The 21,019-nt window shown below is 42.8% G+C and carries 18 protein-coding genes; 8 read left to right on the top strand and 10 right to left on the bottom strand.

From position 1 onward, the window contains the following. Positions 1 to 6: 6 nt before the first annotated feature. The 8 genes from MSSIT_RS18995 to MSSIT_RS19035 form a co-directional block, all read right to left on the bottom strand. A complete protein-coding gene (locus MSSIT_RS18995) occupies positions 7 to 1,497 on the bottom strand; it encodes a sister chromatid cohesion protein PDS5 (protein ID WP_048174011.1) in 1,491 nt (496 codons plus the stop codon). 228 nt (positions 1,498 to 1,725) lie between these two features. Next, complete coding sequence (locus tag MSSIT_RS19000) at positions 1,726 to 2,514, bottom strand: SAM hydrolase/SAM-dependent halogenase family protein (protein WP_048174012.1); 789 nt, start codon at positions 2,512 to 2,514, stop codon at positions 1,726 to 1,728. Between the two features lie 468 nt (positions 2,515 to 2,982). Further along, the gene (locus MSSIT_RS19005; RefSeq protein WP_156158907.1) at positions 2,983 to 4,440 is read right to left on the bottom strand and encodes an HD domain-containing protein; all 1,458 of its coding nucleotides are present in this window, start codon (positions 4,438 to 4,440) and stop codon (positions 2,983 to 2,985) included. A gap of 74 nt (positions 4,441 to 4,514) precedes the next feature. Beyond that, a complete protein-coding gene (locus tag MSSIT_RS19010; protein ID WP_048174014.1) occupies positions 4,515 to 5,003 on the bottom strand; it encodes a hypothetical protein in 489 nt (162 codons plus the stop codon). Between the two features lie 727 nt (positions 5,004 to 5,730). After that, positions 5,731 to 6,474 carry an epoxyqueuosine reductase gene (locus tag MSSIT_RS19015; protein ID WP_048174015.1) on the bottom strand — a complete coding sequence of 248 codons (744 nt, stop codon included), beginning with the start codon at positions 6,472 to 6,474 and terminating at the stop codon, positions 5,731 to 5,733. Between the two features lie 421 nt (positions 6,475 to 6,895). Continuing rightward, a complete protein-coding gene (locus MSSIT_RS19025; RefSeq protein ID WP_048174017.1) occupies positions 6,896 to 7,939 on the bottom strand; it encodes an ABC transporter permease in 1,044 nt (347 codons plus the stop codon). After that, positions 7,929 to 8,759, bottom strand: a complete 831-nt coding sequence (locus MSSIT_RS19030) for an ABC transporter ATP-binding protein (protein ID WP_231590044.1) — start codon at positions 8,757 to 8,759, stop codon at positions 7,929 to 7,931. The genes MSSIT_RS19025 and MSSIT_RS19030 overlap by 11 nt, the downstream gene beginning before the upstream one ends. 243 nt (positions 8,760 to 9,002) lie before the next feature. Beyond that, on the bottom strand, positions 9,003 to 9,473 hold the full coding sequence (locus MSSIT_RS19035) for a methylated-DNA--[protein]-cysteine S-methyltransferase (RefSeq protein ID WP_048174019.1): 471 nt from the start codon (positions 9,471 to 9,473) through the stop codon (positions 9,003 to 9,005). A gap of 244 nt (positions 9,474 to 9,717) precedes the next feature. On the opposite strand from MSSIT_RS19035, the gene MSSIT_RS19040 reads away from it, so the two are divergent. Then, positions 9,718 to 9,966 (top strand): nucleotidyltransferase family protein, encoded by a 249-nt coding sequence (locus MSSIT_RS19040; RefSeq protein WP_261788927.1) that lies wholly within the window; start codon positions 9,718 to 9,720, stop codon positions 9,964 to 9,966. Between the two features lie 47 nt (positions 9,967 to 10,013). Here MSSIT_RS19040 and MSSIT_RS19045 read toward each other — a convergent pair whose 3' ends face one another. Beyond that, positions 10,014 to 10,466, bottom strand: coding sequence for a hypothetical protein (locus tag MSSIT_RS19045; RefSeq protein ID WP_048174021.1), 453 nt, complete (start codon positions 10,464 to 10,466; stop codon positions 10,014 to 10,016). A gap of 756 nt (positions 10,467 to 11,222) precedes the next feature. Between MSSIT_RS19045 and MSSIT_RS19055 the strand changes: the two genes are divergently transcribed. The 7 genes from MSSIT_RS19055 (at position 11,223) to MSSIT_RS19085 (ending at position 19,603) form a co-directional block, all read left to right on the top strand. Next, positions 11,223 to 12,338 carry an outer membrane lipoprotein-sorting protein gene (locus tag MSSIT_RS19055; RefSeq protein ID WP_048174023.1) on the top strand — a complete coding sequence of 372 codons (1,116 nt, stop codon included), beginning with the start codon at positions 11,223 to 11,225 and terminating at the stop codon, positions 12,336 to 12,338. 45 nt (positions 12,339 to 12,383) lie between these two features. Then, on the top strand, positions 12,384 to 13,490 hold the full coding sequence (locus tag MSSIT_RS19060) for an outer membrane lipoprotein-sorting protein (RefSeq protein WP_048174024.1): 1,107 nt from the start codon (positions 12,384 to 12,386) through the stop codon (positions 13,488 to 13,490). Between the two features lie 44 nt (positions 13,491 to 13,534). Further along, a complete protein-coding gene (locus MSSIT_RS19065) occupies positions 13,535 to 14,629 on the top strand; it encodes a DUF4367 domain-containing protein (RefSeq protein ID WP_048174025.1) in 1,095 nt (364 codons plus the stop codon). 61 nt (positions 14,630 to 14,690) lie between these two features. Further along, on the top strand, positions 14,691 to 15,884 hold the full coding sequence (locus tag MSSIT_RS19070; protein WP_048174026.1) for a DUF4367 domain-containing protein: 1,194 nt from the start codon (positions 14,691 to 14,693) through the stop codon (positions 15,882 to 15,884). Between the two features lie 200 nt (positions 15,885 to 16,084). After that, entirely contained in the window at positions 16,085 to 16,798 is a 714-nt protein-coding gene (locus MSSIT_RS19075) for an ABC transporter ATP-binding protein (RefSeq protein WP_048174027.1), read from the top strand. Between the two features lie 91 nt (positions 16,799 to 16,889). Continuing rightward, entirely contained in the window at positions 16,890 to 18,248 is a 1,359-nt protein-coding gene (locus tag MSSIT_RS19080) for a COG1361 S-layer family protein (RefSeq protein WP_048174028.1), read from the top strand. A gap of 26 nt (positions 18,249 to 18,274) precedes the next feature. Then, complete coding sequence (locus MSSIT_RS19085) at positions 18,275 to 19,603, top strand: ABC transporter permease (RefSeq protein ID WP_048174029.1); 1,329 nt, start codon at positions 18,275 to 18,277, stop codon at positions 19,601 to 19,603. A 120-nt stretch (positions 19,604 to 19,723) separates the two neighbouring features. Here MSSIT_RS19085 and thiC read toward each other — a convergent pair whose 3' ends face one another. Then, a complete protein-coding gene (thiC, locus tag MSSIT_RS19090; protein WP_048174030.1) occupies positions 19,724 to 21,010 on the bottom strand; it encodes a phosphomethylpyrimidine synthase ThiC in 1,287 nt (428 codons plus the stop codon). Positions 21,011 to 21,019: the final 9 nt, after the last annotated feature.

A 21,019-nucleotide genomic window follows, 5' to 3' on the forward strand; every position in this document is an offset into this window, starting at 1 on the left:
TTACCTTTAATCCCGATATTCTGAACTTATTCCCAGAGCTCCGGCTGCAATTCTCCTGACTTCCGGGTCTATGTCATTCAGTTTATTGACAAGGACTTCGATCGCTCTTTTATCTCCGCTTTTTCCGAGAGCTTCGGCGGCACATTTTCGGACCCAGGGGTTGTCGTCTTCCAGCATATTGATAAGCGGATCTATGGCTTGAGGAGCCCGGAGGTTTCCGAGTGCATATACGGCAGTGATCCGGAGTTCGGGGTCGGGTTCTTCGAGCATCCGGAGAAGAGGAGTGAACGCCCGCCTATCCCCGAGGTTTCCGAGTGCGTATGCGGAAGCGTTTCGGACTTCAGGACTGATATCAGCCAGCATTTTGATCAGGTGGGGAACTGCCTTTTCATCCCCCAGATTTCCAAGCGCATATGCGGAATGTTTCCGAACTCCCGGGTAGGGAGAATCCAGGCCGGGGAGAATGGCATCCAGAGCTTTTTCATCCCCGATTTTCCCGAGAGCTGTCAGGACCTGTATATGAAGTTCTGTGGGAGTGCCTTTCGTTTGAGTTTCTTCCAGTTTTTTGAGAAGGGCATCCACCGCATTTCGGCTTCCCAGGTTTCCGAGAGCTTCGGTTGCAGCGGCCTGGACTTCGGGGGCTTTGTCCTCAAGCCTTTTGATGAGGGGATCAACTACCCTTTCGTCCCCGAGCCTGGAAAGAGCCCTGACTGCCTGCAGCCTGAGTCTTTTATCTTTGTCCTCAAGGCATCCGATTAGTTCCACTACAGTATTTTCATCCCCGACCCGGCCGAGAGCTTCAACTGCAACTTCCCTGACCCGGGGATTTTTGTCGGTTAGTTTTTGCAGGAGCGAATCTGCTGCCTGTTCACTCCCCAGCTGGCCAAGAAGCTGGATCGCAGCTATTCTGACCTCAGGTTTTTCGTCTTCAAGGGCCTGGACGCAGAGCTCCATATCCCCGGAGCTGAGCTCCATTTGTCCTGAGGAATCAGAGCTCTCAAGCTCCAGAAGGAGGTGTGAGAGGTGAGCATATTTTTCGGAGGAGGTCTTCAGCCCGGAAACATCGCTTAACATCTCCATGGACAGATAAACGATGGCAATGAGGGAGGCTACTAACGAAAGCAGGGAAGTAAAAAGCATGAGCTCTATCTTCAATCCCGAAGGGGTATGGAGGCTGAAAATGATCAGCATCAACCCGTTGAGATATATGCTCCCGACAGCCGTGTAAGAAACGATTTTCAGAGGAGGCTTCAGCTGGTTTGCAATCGAATGGATGCTGTCAAGGTTCCTCTGGAGGGACAGCGCAAAAATGGCGATAAACACGGCATAGACTGCAGCTATCGACTGCATCACCGCAGAGGGGACCCAGAAGTAGTTATTCATACTTTCGGTCCCGGCCCCGGAATCATTTCCGGAAAAAAGAGCGTAACTCAGAATAACCAGAATAGAAAAGAAAAATAATTCCAGTTTGTACGTTTTAAAATCAGCTAATTTCATATGAACAGATAGTTTGTATTCAAATAATTATATAAAATGTTCGTTTGCATGATAAGTTCGAATAATTAATTCAGGACAATAATAACACTACTAGTACCATGAAAACTTAATTATGGATCATCAATTTAGATCAAAACAATATCATCTGATGGTAGTCACTAAAATGTATGTTCAACGTTTGGGCTTTCACGGTACTAGTTATAAGACTGACAGTTCGAATTCTACCGATCACAAAACCTTAATCACTACCTGGTCTCCGCTTTTAAGCCCGAACTTCAGAGCTGCGTTTCCTTTGTTTATCGCAATTTCGAGAAAGCCGTGGCTGCCTATAAGAGCAAGTACCTCTTCCTGCCCGACAAAACCGTAAGTCCGGACAAAGGGAACTTTCCTCCCATTTACCTCGACATTCGAGTCAAAGGTGCAGAATTTCAAAACGGCATCATCCGGAATATTCGTTATCACGTTTCCAAAACTATCCGCAAAAATGACTTCCCCTACAAGGAAAGGTCCGTCAATTCCGAAATTTCCGAAATCGAGGTCCACAAAATCCGAGATTGTATGTCCGACAAGCTCTATTGGCAGACCTTTTGAAAGCCGGGCTCCCACGGGTGCGAAAATATCTCTGCCGTGAAAGGTTGCCGAAACCGCCGATTTAAGCGTCAATTCCTTATTTGTGATCTCGTACACTTCCATCTCCCCCAGCCTGCGGGCGGCAGGGATCAGAAGCCCGTTGTCAGGACCAACGAAAAACTGTTCTTCTCCTTCACTGCCGGCTTTTACGGCAAGGGCCCGGCGGAAAGTCCCAACGCCGGGATCGACAACTCCCACATGCACGCTTTTAGCCGGGAAATACGGGACAAGGGAATAGAGAGCAAAAGCTCCTTCCCTGATTCCTGCCTGCCGGATGGAATGAGTGATATCAACTATCCGTACTTCGGAATTAATTCCAAGGATTACGGCTTTCATGGATGCAGGATACAGGTCTCCAAAATCGGTGGTAAGTGTGATGACAGACATATTACTTCCCAGTTTTAATTCAGCCTTTAAACTATAAAGTATGAATTGTTTTCCAACTTATATTATTTAATTACACTTGGACTTTGAAATAATTCTGTACAAAGGAGAAAAATGTACTTTTATATAGAGGGAAAAGCTCAGGGGGCCTGCACGGTCAAAAAGAATCGACTGAGAAAAAAAATCTAACCTGTTCACAGGAGAAAAGCTTTGAATGTGGAAGCCCTTGACCTAGCTGGGCAACTCTCGCATTATGATAAGTTTTAATGGGCATTCAAAGGAATATTGAAGCAAGTGTAAAGGAACTATGAAGAAACTGAAAGTGATGTGGATTTGAATGATTATTCAAAAAGGGATTAAAGTGAGACTGTAAGAAAAAAAGATCCTGCATTACAGTGAGAAATATGGATATAATTTATTAGTAGATAGTTATCTTACTAAACACCAAAGAATGAAATATAACTTCAACATTTACAAACCATGCTTTTCTCTTTCCAAGTCATAATCATGAATAGCCGCATTTATTTTTTCTTTGTACGAGAAGTCTTTAGTATATACCCGCATAATGCTCAACTTAAATTTGCTAAGCACACTTATAACTGAACTTGAATCTTCAACTAAATACTTTATATCTTCTTTCCCAGTTTCTATAATTTTGATAGTTTCATACTGTTCAGCTTCTGGTATTGTTTTCTCACTTAGCGACCTGTAGGGATGAATTGAAGTGACTGACACATTTTTTTTATAAGTGATATACCAATCCCGCTCAATTTGCGTGTCTCGAATGATTTTGTCGATTACAGCAAGCTCAAAAGGAGGCTCTTGGATCGATTTATTCCTTTCAATTAATTGCTGATACTCTACTACCATTTTTAATGGTTTTCTTTCCAAAACTCTTGTAATGAAATCTAGTAGTAAATCCTTCCTTATTTCGTATTTTTCATCATCTTCCAATTCAATATCCTTATCATATACTTTTTTCAATATGTTAAAAAAATAGGAGTCATCGAAGTCTAGAAACTTTTTAGATGAGATGGGATCTTTAAAAAAGTCAATAAGTTTAAAATATGAATAGACAAGTGACCTTTCCATCAAACCTTTGTATATTTTTTGTATAATTATCTCAAAACTAACTGTTGTTTTGTGGTATATGACCGTACTATAGAGAAAATACCTGCACATGAGGTAATGTTCTGCTGCCTTTCGACTTTTGGCATCAACAACTATCGGATTATCTTCACGCTTGTATAATTTAAGAGATCTTATAAGCTGGTCAAGATCAAACAGACCATATATTACTCCAGTATGTTTTGAATCCCTTAATAAATAGTCAAATCTATCAGCATCTAATTCAGAATGAATTATTAACTTTTCAGGGCCTGGGTACGTACCCGCTATGATTTGAACTATCTCTTTAATCTCATCATCAGAAAATTCTGTCTGTAATATAGAATAAATTTCAGTTTTCAATATCACTAAAGAAGTTATCCTTTCATGGTGAGCAAAATCACCAGAGGGATTTCTCGTAGTATGGAGATCAAAATTTAGCTTATGGATATCATGATAGTTCAAATCTATTTTATCGTCTTCATCAGTATCCAGCGAAATATCAGTAGTATAGGAGTCCGTTGGTTTTATCTTTGACCTTGCATCTTCTAGGACTACCCCTTCAATAAGATGTGACAAAGGATAATGGCCAATATCATGTAATAATGCAGCCATTCTAATCACTTTGCGTTTTCCAATTAAAGAATTATTATCCTGAAGACTCGCAATCATCTTATCGGCAATATGAAGTACCCCTAAAGAGTGATTGAATCGATTGTGTAAAGCACCAGGAAATACATAGTCCATTAAACCTAATTGCCTAACATTCCTTAACCTCTGAAAAAAAAGAGAATTGACAACTTCGCACTCCAATTTTGTCAATTTTATGAAGCCATGAACATTGTCATAAATACTTTTGTGAAAATCAATTTCGTCGGGGGCCAATGATACCACTTTCAGTTATAATTTGTTAAATCATCATAGGCATTATCAATAAGTTGATTTATATTACTAAAATCATATAGACTTGGCTTCGCAAGTAACAACCTTTCTCTTAATTTTTGTTTGTCCACGTTCCCATCGAATGTAACCTTCCATATATAATGCATCGAAGCTAACACTTCTAAATATTCTACATCATCAAATTTTGGCCCCAACTTTCCTCTAAATTCATTTAATTTTTGGACTATGGTTTCATGGTCTTTAAATCTGATTTCTTTACTTTTTTGAAAAATCGAATCATCGATACTAAATAGAGACTGAGCTAAGTCAGGAGAATATGGCCCCCGAACATACCAATTAAAAGCATAACCCAAAGATAGACCTGAAGATTGCAACAAATAAATAATCTTTTGGAACTTGAGTCGATTATTGAATTCAGACATATCAGGCTTAAATAGCTCCAAGATATCTAACACCCTACTCAAGATTTCCTCTTTTGACACATTAATCCTCCTTTCTTAAAATCTTATGATACATAGAATAAAACTATATATAATATTTCCTTAAGTTATCGAAATTATACGGATCCTTCTAATCAGTATTATATAAATTTTTTTAATTTTTATCCCTATAATAATAATGAATTATTATGATAAAAGCTGATCTATTGAGTTATATAAGCATAGTAAGTGCACTGAAAGTAAAGAATACATACAGTATAAACATTTCATAACTCAAAATATAAACTTTATGAAATTTCACGGATTTTTAAAAGTTGAGAAAAAAAAATACTCACATAATTTCCGGAAAATTGGATAGAGAAAGGGATTTTTGCATAATAAGAAACTTGGGTAGTGGGGATGAGTTACTGAAAACCAAGAGTCTCCAAATCTCTCCATATTTATTTCAAACATGGAGTATGTATTCGTTTTTTCAGATTTGATCAATGACCCACCCCCACTACCGGAACTTATTTTTAAGTAAAATCGATACTCGGTATATAGAAGGAGGCCCAGTTACTACCTACTTCTAAAAGTTAGAAATTAAACTAAGTATAAGTATTACCCTATATGTTTCTACTTTGACAGACATATTATTCAATTTGAACTCGTCTTTTCATCCATAAGTCAGTTTCACAAAAGTTTTTAATGGCCACAGCTGACAACCAATCCAGAGATTAATTCTGTATCGATTTAGTCGTCCAATTATCCAGTTCCTTAGAAAAACTTTTCAGCGAGATCTCAACGCACAGGGCCCGGTTGCACATTTCCCGCAGGCAAACAGATTAAGTTCGGGAAATGCCCTGGCGTTTTCCTGAAGCTGCCTGTAACACTTCTCTTTATCAAGTCCTCTTATACTGAGAGCACCGGCCGGGCACCTGTCCACACAGACAAGGCATTTTTCTCCCTTTTTGTAGCGGCAGAACTCTTCGGTCGGGCGCGGAGTCGGAGGAATTACAGCCGAGATCAGAAGAGTCCCGAAGCGGCCTGCACACCCGGCTTTTGTGATAAGCATCCGGTTAACCCCCAAAGTGCCCAGACCTGCAGCATAAGCAGCGCTCTTGTGGGACCAGGCAACGTCAAAGCCTTTACAATTATAATCAAAAACAACGCCGGGCACAACTGCCTCTATACCCTCTTCTGCCAGCGCAGCCTTCAGTTTTTCGTTGATTTTCCCTATCAGATTGTCAGTCTCGCTCTTGGCCCGGATCCATTCCTTTATCGGGCCTGAAGACCGCCAGTTCAGTTCCACAAGTTTTTTGTCAAACGGCAGGAAAAAGGATACCACGGTTTTTACCCCGGGAAAGACCTCTTTCGGATGCAGGTGGTGAGAACCTATGATTTCTTTCATTTCATCAAAAATAGGGTCGTCAGCTGCAGCATAGCCAACAAGAGGTTCACGATATCGGGTTTCAGTGCCGGGATTTGCGGCTGCTTCTTTGATAATACTCTCGATCTTGTCTTTGAACTCCATACTGGTTTCTCCGATAGATTAACATTTTTACAAAGTGATAAATAAGATTAAAATCATAGTAAAGTAAGGGAATTTGTAATGATAATAGGAACTACTGAAGTAATAATGGTCACTCTTGTGGTAATATTTTACCTTATAATACCATTGCTGTTTTTGAAAATGGTATATGAATTGAGAAAAATTAACAGTATTCAAAGCGAGCAATTGGAAAAAATTAACAGTATTCAAAGAGAATTAAACAGGTTTTCCGGAGAACTGAAATAGATTCTGTATGATTTTCTTATTTCAAATTGTTTTCTTCAAGTTTTCTATAATGATAATCTATTCTTTTCTTTTAAAGATTATATAAATAAAGAAAAGCTGACAAAGCCGGCATTTCAAGCAGGTATTACAAAAACTTTCTGTAAAACCTGACTGAAAGTTATATATGCCTCCTGTTTTTGAGAACATGAGATGCCAGCGCGTACACCACCAGATTAAATAGAACAAGAACTCCAAGCTCAGGATACAGATCAGAGACCCCGGAATCATTCAACATAGCACCTTTTATGCCGTTAAGCACATAGGTGCTCGGTACGAGATACGATGCATACCTCATTTCTCTGGATAAATCAGCCAGCAGGGCCGGTAAAATCAGAGGTGCCATGCAAATAGTGGAAAGAAGAGAGGCCGAAGAATAATTGTCGGTATGGCTGGCAATAAGAAGCCCGAGGCCTGTGAACGCTGTAGAACCAAGGACTATGAAAAACAGGACCACAGGGAAGTTACCAGCGAACCCACCATTAATAAAAATTATAAGCAGAGATATGAATATTGCCAGAAATAAACCAAAAAAGGACTTGCCGTAAATCACATCTTTTACTGAAGCCGGGGATACAAGTATTGCATCAAGGGTTTTTTTCTCTTTCTCGGTAGTCAGCGTATTGGGCAAAACCATCATCCCAACAAAAATTACTGAAAACATAACCCAGATTGGGACGTTAACCCGGGACTGCAAGTCCGAAGGGAGATTATTTAATGAAATATCTACCGGATAATCCTGTCCTGCAAAATCCATAATTACGTCTTTGTAAGTTTGTAAAAATACAACCGATTTTGCATCATAAGGGTTGACCGTAATATTAAGGGAAGGAGTGAAGCTATTTTCAAGATCGGTACTGAAGCCTTCCGGAACAAGCACCATAGCCGCAACTTTTTCAGTGTAAAGCAGTTCTTCGGCTTTATCGGCGGAGCCTGGAACTATTATGTCATAACTGCCTGTAGAGCTGAGATACTCAACAAAATCAGTACTGGAACCTCCGTCATACACTGCAATGGGGACCACGATGTTATCAGTAAGGGAAACCGTTGAGTTAAACAGGATCGACAAAAAGACCGGAGTTAGTAATATTATCAATATGTTTTTGCTTTTAACCGAGGATATTAAGTCCTTCCTGAAAATAGCCAGAATAACATTAAGATTCATCAGTCAACCTCTCCCCGGTTAGTTTTATAAAAACATCTTCAATTGTAGCCTCTTTTGAATGTACAAGGAATACTTGACCATCATCCGAGAGTTTTTTAAACACATCACTGCTTGCCTGCGTATTCAGTGGTGATTCGAAAATATCTCCAGCTACGGTCTCAATCCTGAGAACATCTTCTCCATACTTCTTTTTCAGATTCCCGGGTGTATCCATAGCTATTATGGAGCCTTTATGTATGATAGCCAGACAATCACATAAAAAATCCGCTTCCTCCATGTTATGTGTTGTAAGAAGGATCGTTTTACCCCTATTTTTAAGATCAAGAATCGTTTTCCTGATTTCCCTTGCCGAATGCGGATCCAACCCACTCCCGGGTTCATCCAGAAACAAAATATCGGGATCGTTTAGCAGAGCTCTAGAAATAATTATCTTCTGCTTCATACCTTTTGAGAAAGTTTTTATTTTGTTTTTCTCATACTCTGCCATTCCTGTGACCGCCAATACCTCACTTATTTTTTCTTTTGGAGAGCCGTACAGCTGGCGGAAAAAGTTGAGGTTTTCATAAACCGATAAATCTTCGTACAGATTCTGAGACTCGAAAACGACTCCGATTTTCCTTTTTATCTCTGTTGCATCCACCAGAGTGTTTAATCCCTTAATATATGCAGCACCTGAAGTAGGAGAAGACTGACAGGTAAGAATCTTAATGGTAGTGGATTTCCCTGCCCCGTTTGGGCCCAGAAGTCCGAATATGGTCCCTTTTTTGACACTGAAAGAGATATTTCTCACAGCTTCGAAATCACCATATTTTTTAGACAAATTTTCAACAACTATCGCCTTGTCCAGAGTATCACCGGTCGCCTTAAAGTGCTGGAAAAATTATACTTCCTTGAGCATCATTCGCCATCCTTTTGCCTTTCTGGCATTCTTTGCCTTTTTGTATTTCTTACTTTGTATAACTTATTTGCCTTTTAGACTGTTACACTACAACATAATAGATGTTGAGAGTATTAATTCGTTTCTTATTTGTAATACATTGTAGTAATACAATAAAAAAAGTTTTCAGCAACTGCCTTCAAGTTTCAATAAAAATTCCTTGATATCCAGCCCGCTCGCATAGCCGGTAAGTTTCCCGTTTGCTCCGATGACCCTGTGACAGGGTACGATTATTGCAATCGGGTTCCGGTTATTTGCAAGTCCCACAGCCCGGGAAGCCTTCGGATTTCCAATGTTTTTTGCAATCTCCCCGTAAGTCCTGGTCTCCCCGTAAGGTATTTCTTTAAGGACTTTCCAGACGGATTTCTGGAACTCCGTGCCTTCAGGCGCCAGCTTTACGTCAAAGGATTTGAGTTGCCCTGCAAAATAAGCTTCGAGCTGCCCTGAAACATTCCTGAAAAACTCTTTGTTTTCCTGCCAGTCATCCGGAACTTCCATTTTCTTTTTGCCTTTCATGAAGTTTACATATTTCAGCCCTTCTTCGTCTCCTGCAAGAAGTATGGAACCGATTGGGGATTTGAATGTTGCGTAATACATCGTTTTCTCTTCCTGGTTTTTTCATTAATTTTCCTTATTTCCCGGGGTTTTATACCGTTCGGTAAAAAATCTGGCGATTCTCTCCTATTTTTTAGCAGATGGTATTTATATCTCAGGTTAATGAAAAGTCCAAATTTTATGAGATCAGGATCGATAAACTCAATAAAAGATGCAACAACAAATATAACTTTGGAACCAACTAATAATTATGAACGTGCTTCAAATTCTGAAGGAACACGAAATTTTGATCAAAGAAAAATTCGGGGTCAAAAGGATAAGCATATCCGGGTCTTTTGCCGGAGGGGAAGAAAAAGCCGGAAGCGATATTGACGTACTTGTAGAATTTGATGAAACAAAAATCACTTTTGATAATTACATGGATCTCAAATTCTATCTTGAAGACCTTTTCAAAAGGGAAGTTGACCTGGTTATCGAATCCTCGATCAAGCCCCGGCTAAAAGACAATATCACGAGAGAAGTAGTGTATGCCTGAAGACTTTACTGTTTTTATGAAGACAGTTATATATCCATAAAAAAGATTTAAATGTATGTAGAAAGCCTTTCGTTTGAAGAAGTTCCGTTTTCATAGCCTTTTTCAGCACAGAGTTGGTGGGCCTTATGTTCGAATTCCGTAACCATGGGTTGGAAGAATAAATAGTTCTGATACTCTCCCATGTGCTGGGAGAGCACTGAAACGGCCTCGGTATGGAGTTTCATGCGCTGGTTTCCGAGACCTGCAAGCTCCCCGAATTCAGGACGGAAAATCTCGCTGATCTCCGCAGACCTCTGCTTGAGTCTCTCAAGCTCTTCCTGAGCAGCCTCCCTGCTACTGAAGAAATACGTATCATTACATTCCGTTGTAACATTATCAGGATTAAGTTCTTCAAATTCATATTCCTCAATCGTAGTTCCGGAGGAGAGTACTGCCCCGGTCTCAACCGGGACCCCGGATCCCGGAAAAACAAAAAATGAAAGTGAATAAAGTACCTTCATGCCAGAACACTTTCATGCTAAAGGTGAACAGGACAGATTGGAGAAATTTTTCTGCGAAAGATTTTGGAACCGAGTAATTGGAGAAATTTTTCATCCGTTGGGACAGATAGTCCTGAAAAAACAGGACTTAATGTTTTTTTTGAATTGTTCGCGGGTTTCGCATCAACAATTCATTTAATCATCATATTTTATTTTATAATATCTAGTTATAATATTTAGTTTTATAATAGATGATGAATACTCGGATTTGAAGTAAGTATAAACCAGGCATATATATTTTATGGCCAGATCATCGAACAGTTCTTGAGAAAACTGCAGGATTCCCCCAATTGCAAAAAATATTCTTAAAGAAGCTCCAAAAAAATTCCGGAAAGAGAAAGATATAAGTAGTCAACATTTAGATGTTTACTTGCATTCCTTCCGTCAGGTGGAAGTTTTAACAAAACATTGAATGAAGATCTGGTAAGAACACGAAGGAGAATGAGGATATTGCGAAAAGTAAAGGGAATGAATCGGACGCCTTCGGGACTTCGCAAAAGAAATGAAGCTTAATCATGGAACATATACGGCAAGAGAGAGCCATATCAAAGATTACTCATGTACAGTACACACTTGAACTCATTTCATGTGCGTTTTTCGCACATTTGAACTTATTGTTTGAATATAATATCCAGGAAAAAGAATTCAGATCCCAGAAAGGGTAGCGATAGAAACCGGAGAATTCGGAAAAAATCCGGGAAATAGAGAGGTGAAAAAATGACAACCAGGAAAACATTTACAGCACTTATATTACTGGTATTACTGGTCCTGCTGGTTCCGGTCCTTTTTGTATCGGGCTGTACCGAGGAACTCAGTGCGGAAGAAATCGCAGAACAGATGCAGGAAAAAGAAGACAGCATTCAGGATTACTCGTATACGATGCAAATGACTTCACACCTTGGAAATCAGACACAGGAAAGTGAGGTCCAGGTCCTTCAAAAGAAACCGAACAAATCAAAAACCATTTCAATAGAACCTGAAGAAGAAGCCGGCACCATTGTGGTTTCGGATGGAGAATTTATCTGGACCTATGACCCGAAAACAAATACGGTCATGAAAATGGAAATGCCAGAGACTCCGATATTGGGGGAGATAGATTACGCCGAAATTATTGACGAATTCCTGAACGAAACAGATGTTTCCCTGGTTGGTGTGAAGGAAATCGACGGAAGGCCCACATACCTGCTTGAGACCAGCCCAAAAGAGGGGGAAGAAGGATTCAAGCTTGCAGACGGGATGAAAATCTGGGTAGATAAAGAGACCTGGATGCCTCTCAGGTATGAAATGTATGACAGCGATGGAGACCTGGTGATGGAACTCGAGATCCATGACCTGGAAATTAATACAGAGATCCCGGACTCCGAGTTTGTATTTGAGGTGCCGGAAGGAGCAACCGTAAAGACTGTGGACCTCGACTCGTTCGAACTTCCGGAAGAGATGACCCTTGAAGAAGCCAGAGAATCTGCGGGATTTGAAATCCTGGTCCCGGAATACATCCCCGAAGGGTATACCTTTAACTATTCGACGGTCTCCAACAACAGCTGGATAGCTCCTGAAGGGCAGGCCTCCGAGACTGTTTCCCTAACATACGAAAACGAGGAGGAAGATAGCATTTACCTTTCGGAAACCGTATATGAAAGCCAGGCCCCGGATGCTGCAATCATGGACTCTGCAGAAGACATTGACATTAACGGAAGAGACGGAAAATACCTTGCCTTTGGGGACATGAAGATCCTGAGGTGGGAGATAGGGGATATTTACCTGAGCCTTACCTCTTCCCTGGAAAAAGACGAAATGCTGAGAATTGCGGAGTCCGTACGGGAGAATACCTGAAAAACCTCGTTAAATATCAGTTGAAGCCGGAAAAAGGTGAGGAATATGACAACAAAGAAAATTCTATTCCTGCTGGCTCTCGTAACTCTGGTCCTTTTTGTGTCGGGCTGTACAGAAGAACTCAGTGCGGAAGAAATAGCAGAACAGATGCAGGAAAAAGATGCCAACATTCAGGATTATTCGTATACGATGCAAATCACCTTATACATCGGGAATCAGACACAGGAAAGTGAGATCCAGTTCTTGAAAAAGAAACCAGATAAGATGAAAGCGGTTACACTAAAACCTGAAGAAGAAGCCGGCACCATTGTGGCTTCGGATGGAGAATTTATGTGGACCTATGTCCCGAAAACAAATACGGTCACGAAAATGGAAATGCCGGAAACCTCAACACAGGGGGAAACAGATTACGTAGGACTTATTAGCGATTTGCTGAACGAAACGGATGTCTCCTTGCTTGGTATGGAGGAAATAGACGGTAGGCCCGCATACCTGCTTGAGACCAGCCCGAAAGATGAGGAAGAGGGTTTCCGGTTTACAGATGGGATGAAACTCTGGGTGGACAAAGAAACCTGGATGCCTCTCAGGTGTGAAATATATGACAGTAAAGGAAACCCTGCTCAGAAAACCGAAATCCACGACCTGGAAATAAATACAGACATCCCGGACTCTGAATTTGTATTCGAGGTGCCGGAAGGGGCAACCGTAAAGACTGTGGACCTTGACTCATTTGAACTTCCCGAAGAAATAACTCTCGAAGAAGCAAGAGAAACTGCGGGATTTGAATTCCTGGTCCCGGAATACCTCCCCGAAGGGTATGCTTTCAACTATTCGATGGTCTCCAAAGAAAGCTTGACAGTCCCTGAAGAGCAGACCCTGGAGACGGTCATCCTGAGATACGAAAACGAGAAGGGAGATATCATTTTCCTTTCGGAAACCGTATACGAAAAGGAGATCCCGGAAGACTCGGAAGCTGCAATCACAAATTATGCCGAAAACGTTACCATTAACGGGATAGACGGGAAATACCTTGCCTTCGGGGACTTGAAAATCCTGAGATGGGAGATAGGGGATATAGACCTGATCCTTACCACTGCCCTGGAAAAAGATGAAGTGTTGAGAATTGCTGAGTCCTTGCAGGAAACTGCCTGAAAACCTCGTTAAATATCAGTTGAAGCCGGAAAAAGGTGAAGAATATGGCAACAAAGAAAAGGCTATTCCTGCTGACCCTCGTAATTCTGGCTCTTTTCGCATCGGGCTGCACGGAAGAAGAACCAAGTGCCGAAGAGATTGCAGCCCGGATGCTGGAGAAGCAGAACAGCATTGAAGATTATTCGTACACAATGCACATGACCTACTACATCGGGGAAAAGGTTGCAGAAAACGAATTTAAGACGATTTACAAAAAACCACACATGATAAAGAACTTCATTGAAGAGCCAGGAGGGGAAGAAGAAACGCTCGTGCTCTCGGATGGGGAATTCAGATGGACCTATGCCCCGGGGACAAACACGGTCATGAAGACAAAGATCCCCGAAACCCCGGAATTGACCGAGGATGACTATCTCTCCATTATAGGAATTACCCTCAACGATACGAACGTATCCCTTCTGGAAACAGAAGAGATTGAAGGAAGAGAATCCTATCTGCTGGAAGCTACTCCGAAAGAGACGGGAGGAGATACCCCTGCATACAGCATGATAGTCCGGGTGGACAAAGAAACCTGGATGTTCCTCGGATACGAAATGTACGACAGCAACGAGACCCTGCTTTCAAAAGTAGAAATCCGGGATCTGAAAGTAAACACCGGGATTCCGGCCTCCGAGTTTGAGTTTAAAATCCCTGAGGGGGCGACTGTAAAGACCATGGACCCCGGAGAGGTCGAACTCCCTGAAGAGTTAAGCCTCGAAGAAGCTGAGGGGCGTGTCGGGTTTGAAGTACTGATCCCAGAGTACCTGCAGGAAGGTTACGAGTTCAGCCATGCTACAGCCTACAACACCAGTGAAATAGCCCCTGAAGGACAGGCTGCCGAAACGGTCATCCTGACTTACGAAAAGGGAGATGAAGGCATAATTCTTACGGAAACAGTATACGAAGGGCAGGCTCCGGATGCTGCGGTCATGGATTCTGCCGAAGACATTACCATTAACGGGGAGGATGGAAAATACCTTTCCTTCGGGGATATGAAGACCCTGCGATGGGAGTTAGGGAATACTGACCTGAGTCTTACCGCTTCCCTGGAAAAAGCCGAGTTGTTGAAAATTGCGGAATCAATACGGAAAAATGCCTGAAAAACGCCCTGAAAAATAAGGAAGTTAGGAAAAAAATCATAAAATTCAGGTGACGAAGAAAATGACAGGCAAAAAATCACTGATCATAATGCTTCTCATAACTCTGACTATTTTTGTTTCCGGATGCCAGGACCAGGAAATCGATGTAGAAGATATCGCGGAACAGATGCAGGAGAAAGATGCTGATATTGAAGATTACTCTTACACCATGTACATCACCTCCTGCGCCGGAGCAGAGATATGGGAAGACCAGTGGGAAGGCCAGATAGAGATTATGTATAAAAAGCCGGGGATGATGAAAACCCGTTCAAAAAATATTGGAGGGGGAGACAGTGAACAGCTTACGGTCTCGGATGGGAAATTCAGCTGGAGTTACACACCCGGGACAAACACGGTTTCAAAAGTAAAACTCTCGGAGTATGAAGAACAGACAAAATTCGACTACATGAGCTGCATAGAGTATTTCCTTAATCAGACAGATGTCACGTTGCTGGGAGAAGAGGAAGTTTTCGGGAGGCCCGCTTACCTGCTTGAGGCAGTCCCGAAATTGGGAGATGGAGATGCAACTGAAGATGAAAATGATGACGAGAATGAAGATGAAGATGAAGAGCTATCCCCAGGTCCGACAAAAATCTGGGTAGATAAAGAAGTATGGATGCCTCTCAGGTGCGAAACATATGACAGTAAAGGAAACCTTGTTCAGAAAACCGAGATCTTCGACCTGAAAATCAATACCGGGATTCCGGACTCCGAATTTGAATTTGAGATCCCCCAAGGGGTAGAAGTAATAACCGTGGAATCGGCCCCGGTAACGCCCACAGGGGATTTTGAAAAACCGGGGGAAGTCCCCATAGAAGAAATCGAAGAGCATGCCGGTTTTGAACCCCTTGTCCCGGAATATCTGCCCGAAGGCTATGCCTTCAGCCATTCAATGTCAAGGAATAAGGGAGAAGCAGCACCTAACGGGCAGATTTACGAAATTGTCACCCTGACATATGTTAATTGGGAAGAAGAAAAACCCCTGGTACTTACGGAAACCGTGCACCAAGGAGAGCTCAGGGAATCACTTCCGGAAGAGGCCGAAGATATCACCATCAACGGAAAAACAGGGAAATATTTTGAAGAGCCGGGGGATCCTGAGAGGGGAACGAAGCGGTTAAGCTGGAAAATAGGGAACATTGAACTGAAAATCCTGGCCTACATCGAAAAAGACGAATTGCTGAAAATTGCAGAGTCTATACAGGGAAATGTTTGAAGTAAGAACAGGATTTTCATTTAGCCTGGACTTCTCCGGAAATATTGTAATTTGAACTTGCTGTAAGATTTACTTTCGTTCTAAATTTCAGATAATTTTTCATATTACAATATAAAACAAGGTGCCGACTAGAAGGACACTAAAATGAAATTTTTTTTAGGTTTACAATTAGACATCAGGCGAGCCTTTCAGGAGAACATATGGAAAATATACTTATTGATTTTAAGAATGTCTGGAAAACCTATCATATGGGAGAAATTCGGGTCAATGCTTTGAAAAATGTAAGCGTGAAACTTGGAAAGGGAGAATTTGCCGCAATAATCGGCCCATCGGGAAGTGGTAAGTCCACGATGATGAACCTTGTGGGCTGTCTGGATATCCCTTCACAGGGGAAAATATTTCTTAAAGGCCGGGATATAGCCCGTCTTCAGGAATCGGATCTGGCAGCCCTCAGAGGCAGAACTATCGGTTTCGTATTCCAGCAGTACAACCTGATCCCTGGAATGACGGCTCTGGAGAACGTGCTCCTGCCCCTGGAGATCCAGGAGATTACGGATAATGTTGCGGAGAAGAAGGCAAAGGAACTGCTTGACCTTGTAGGGCTTTCCGATAAGATGCAGAACAAACCCACCCAGCTTTCAGGAGGGCAGCAACAGAGAGTTTCTATTGCAAGAGCCCTGGCCTGTGACCCTGAGATCATCCTCGCTGATGAACCGACCGGAGCTCTTGACAGCATTACCGGAAATGAAGTGATCTCAATTCTTTACAGGCTCTGGAAAGAGAAAGGTAAAACAGTAGTTATAGTCACCCATGACATGCAGCTTGCAGGATATGCCAGCCGGCACATCCAGCTCAAGGATGGAGAAATGATAAGGGATTATCCGAACGAAGAACAGGTCAGTCCTGAAACCTGATCCTGTGAAGATAGGGGGTGGACTTTCGGGGGAAAATTGGTGGCAGAATTCAGGGAATAGACAACTGAAGGAATAAATTGAGGTATCCAAAATGGGGATTAAAAATTTTGTAATTTTTATTTGTGTGGTTCTGATAGGTCTTTCTTTGTGCAGCGGAACTGTCTTTGCTGCAAGCACTCTTGATTTGAATAATAGCCTTGATAAAGGTATAAGTATTGACCTGCTCAACCAGGACCCTGATCCCGTAAATCCTGGGGACGTGCTTGAAGTACGGGTTGCGATCGAGAATTCAGGGTATAATGATATAGAGGACTGTTATCTGAAAATAGAGCCTGAATATCCCTTCAGAGCTCTTTCTGGAGAAGGGCTTACAGAAAATATAGGCACTCTGGGAAAACGTTCCGAAGATGAACGCAGAAGAGTCGTCAAGTTTAAAGTCAGAGTTGAAAATGACGTCAATGAAGGCCAATATCCCCTCAAAGTCTATCTCTACTCAACAGATAGCAAAAATAAAATATCCCTTAACAGGGAACTCACGATCGATATCAACAGCGAGTCAAACGCCGAAATCGAATATATCAGTGTCGAAAAGCTGATTCCCGGAGAAAAAACCACCCTTAGTTTCGGCATAAAAAATGTAGGGAATTCACCCCTGAAAAACTCAATGTTCTCCTGGGAATGTACAAACGACCTGATCCTGCCTGTTGGTTCCAGCAATGTCAAGCATATTAACCTTATTGATGTAGGAGAAACTGCCAATGTCAGTTTTGAGGTTCTGACCAACGTAAACACAAAGCCAGGCCTGTACAAGCTGGATATGGTACTTACCTATGATGACATCGAAGAGCTCCAGACAATTACGGAAGCTGGATATGTTGAAAACCAGAAGCGTAAGACGATAGAAAGTAAGGCGGGAATCTACATCGGAGGTACCACGGATTTTGATATTGCTTTCATGGAAAGGAGCCCCACAGGAGCTTATACGTTTTCGGTTTCAAATATAGGGAACAACGGTGCAAACTCGGTAAAAATCTCTGTCCCCCTCCAGGAAAACTGGACCGTAACGGACGGAGGCAGTAATTCAGCAGTTTTGGGGAACCTGCAAAAAGGAGACTTTACGATTGCGGATTTCAATCTGGAACCCAGAACTATTGGCGAGAACCTCCCTATAAAATTTGAGATCAGCTATACCTCGAGCGATGGAATGAGGCAGGTTGAGGAAAAGGTGTTTTCCCTTTATGTCTCCCCGGTCACTCTTCCGGTAGGTTCCAAAATGCAGGAGGAAAGTAATGAATCGGGTTTATTCTCTTATAAGCTCGGGTTGCTGATCCTGCTCGGCGCTGTAGGCTTTTTTATTTATAAAAAGCACCAGAAGAGACTGAAAGAAAAGAACGCCGACGGAAACTGGCAAGGCGAAAACTCTCCGGAAGAACAGAAGCCGGAAGAATAAATTCGAAGCCCAGGCCCGTGGTTTCCATGAAATTGGCGAAGATTTTGAAAATTGCCCTGAACATGGTCAAGGCCAATAAGCTAAGGAGCTGGCTGACCATCATAGGGGTCATCATAGGCATTGCCTCGGTAATGGCAATCATTACGACCGGGGACTATTTCCAGGAGCAGGTGACTGAAACCCTGGAAGAGCTGGGAGGCGATGTCATTACAATATACCCATCGACTCCTTTTTTAGTATCGTCTGAAGAAGATGTTGGAGAAGGGGATTCGACAACGGCAGAAACCGATGAGGGTTCTGAGAATGACACTTCCGCTTCTATGCTATTTGAATCAGAAACAGAGCCGGAACTCACCATGATGGACATACTTACCCTCCGGCGCATTCGGGCTATTGAATATATAAACGTTAATGTCGACTCCGGGGCGGAGTTGAAATTCGGAAGCGAGTCGACCAGTATCTGGGTTAGAGGTGTAGACCCCGGCAGCTGGCCCAAAATCACAAAAAAGAAAGTGGGGGAGGGCAGGATGCTTGCACCGGGAGACAGGGAAGTTGTGGTTATTTCGAATGAACTCGCAAAAGACACCTTCGAACGGGAAATCCGGCTCAACCAGATGATCCTCCTCAATGGCAGGTCTTACCGGGTAGTAGGAATCCTGGCAAAGGACGGAGGACTCCTCGGGAGCGTTGGGGGATCATTCGGAGCCAGCGTTTATATGCCATATCAGGAGGTAAACTCCCTTTGGAATGGCGATGAAGAAATGCCTGAAAGAGAACGGGATGTCTTCGGCAGCATAGAAATAAAGGTCTATAAGGAAGCTGATTATGATTCAGCCCTTGAAGAGATCAAGAGTAAATTGAGAATATCTAGAAAAGTTACCGAAGATACGCAGGACTTTTATGTGTATTCCCCAAAAGAGGATATTGAAAGCGTCCAAAAATTAATTAACGGCCTCACAGCATTCCTCGCGTTCATTGCAGGAATATCTCTCCTCGTAGGCTCCACGGGGATTGCAAACACAATGTTTACCTCCGTCCTTGAGAAAACAAAAGAAATCGGGATCATGAAAGCAATAGGAGCAAAGAACAGCGATATCATGCTGATTTTTCTCTGCAACGCTGCAATGATCGGCCTTGTGGGCGGAATAATAGGCATGCTTCTGGGAACAGCGGCAGTCCAGGTGATTTTATTCCTGATTTCAATTAAAATGAACGTTTCCTTCGAGTTCGCCCTCAGCCTGAAAGGTACCCTTATTGCAACTCTGGTCTCCATAATTGTGGGGCTCGTTGCAGGCCTTGTACCGGCAAAGAATGCATCCGAACTTAAGCCTGTGGACGCCTTGAGGTACGAATGAAGGGATATTTTTAGCTAATGTCCTAAAACGGCATTTACAGAAAAATTAGGTAAACTGCCTGGAAGACGAAAGAAAAGATGAAAAAGTAAAGCCCTGTGGCCTTACTTTACTTTTTTAAGCTTATTTTGCAAGGTTATAGTTCTGGTTGACGATCTTCAGAGCGCAGAAGTTACCGCACATTGTGCATGCGTCGGTGTCTTCGGGTGCCCTGCTGTTCCTGACTTCTCTTGCGTGTTCGGGGTCGATTGCAAGGGAGTACATCTTTTCCCAGTCGAGTTCTCTCCTGGCTCTGCCCATGTCAAGGTCCCACTGTTTTGCTCTTTCGGGGTACTTTATCATGTCGCCGACGTGAGCTGCAATTCTTGAGGTCTTGACTCCGGTGATGACGTCTTCGAGGTTCGGGAGGGCAAGGTGCTCTGCAGGAGTTACGTAGCAGAGGAAGTCACAGCCATAGGAGGCAGAGACAGATGCACCGATTGCGGTTACGATGTGGTCGTAGCCGGGAGCAATGTCAGTTACGAGAGGACCGAGCATGTAGAAGGGCTTGTGGCCGCTCATTTCCTTCATGAGCTTCACATTGGTTGCGATCTGGTCAAGTGGAACGTGACCCGGACCTTCGACAATGACCTGAAGGCCCTGCTGGTGTGCCTTCTCAGCCACTTCGGAGTTAATGATCAATTCCTGGATCTGGGCACGGTCGGTTGCATCGTGGACTGCACCTGCACGCATTCCGTTTCCTGTGGAAAGGACAACTTCGTGTTCCTTGAGGATTTCAACGAGGTAGTCGAAGTTTGCGTAGAGAGGGTTTTCCTTTTCGTTGTGGAGCATCCAGGCACTCATGAAAGCGCCGCCGCGGGAGCAGAGCCCACCGTATCTGCCGTGGGCTTTAAGCCTATCAAGGGTGATGTTGTTGATTCCGGTATGGATTGCCATGAAGTTGGTCCCGAGCTTTGCCTGGGCTTCGGTTGCGTTGAAGAGCTCGTCTTCTGTCATGTGCACGATTGAACCGTACTTTCTGGCAGCTTCGATGAAAGCCTGGTAAAGAGGCACCGAACCGACTGAAAGGGAGATGCTGTCAATTACTTTCTTCCTGATCCCGAGGAAATCTCCACCGGTTCCGAGCTCCATGAGGGTGTCAGCACCTGCTTTTTCTGCAGCGATTGCTTTTTGGACTTCCATATCCGGGTCAACAATGTCCGAGGATACCCCGATGGAAGCATTAACTTTGGTCCTGAGCCCTTCTCCAATACCGCAGATCTTTACCTGTCTGTAGGGGGAAGTTGGAATAACGATCCTACCGGCTGCAATACCCCTGCGGATGAATTCGGGGTCAAGTCCTTCATCCTTTGCAACGATTTTCATCTCTTCGGTGATAATTCCTTTTTTTGCATCTTCCACGATTGTCATCTTTATTAC

It is taken from the genome of Methanosarcina siciliae T4/M, assembly GCF_000970085.1.
Taxonomy (GTDB): domain Archaea; phylum Halobacteriota; class Methanosarcinia; order Methanosarcinales; family Methanosarcinaceae; genus Methanosarcina; species Methanosarcina siciliae.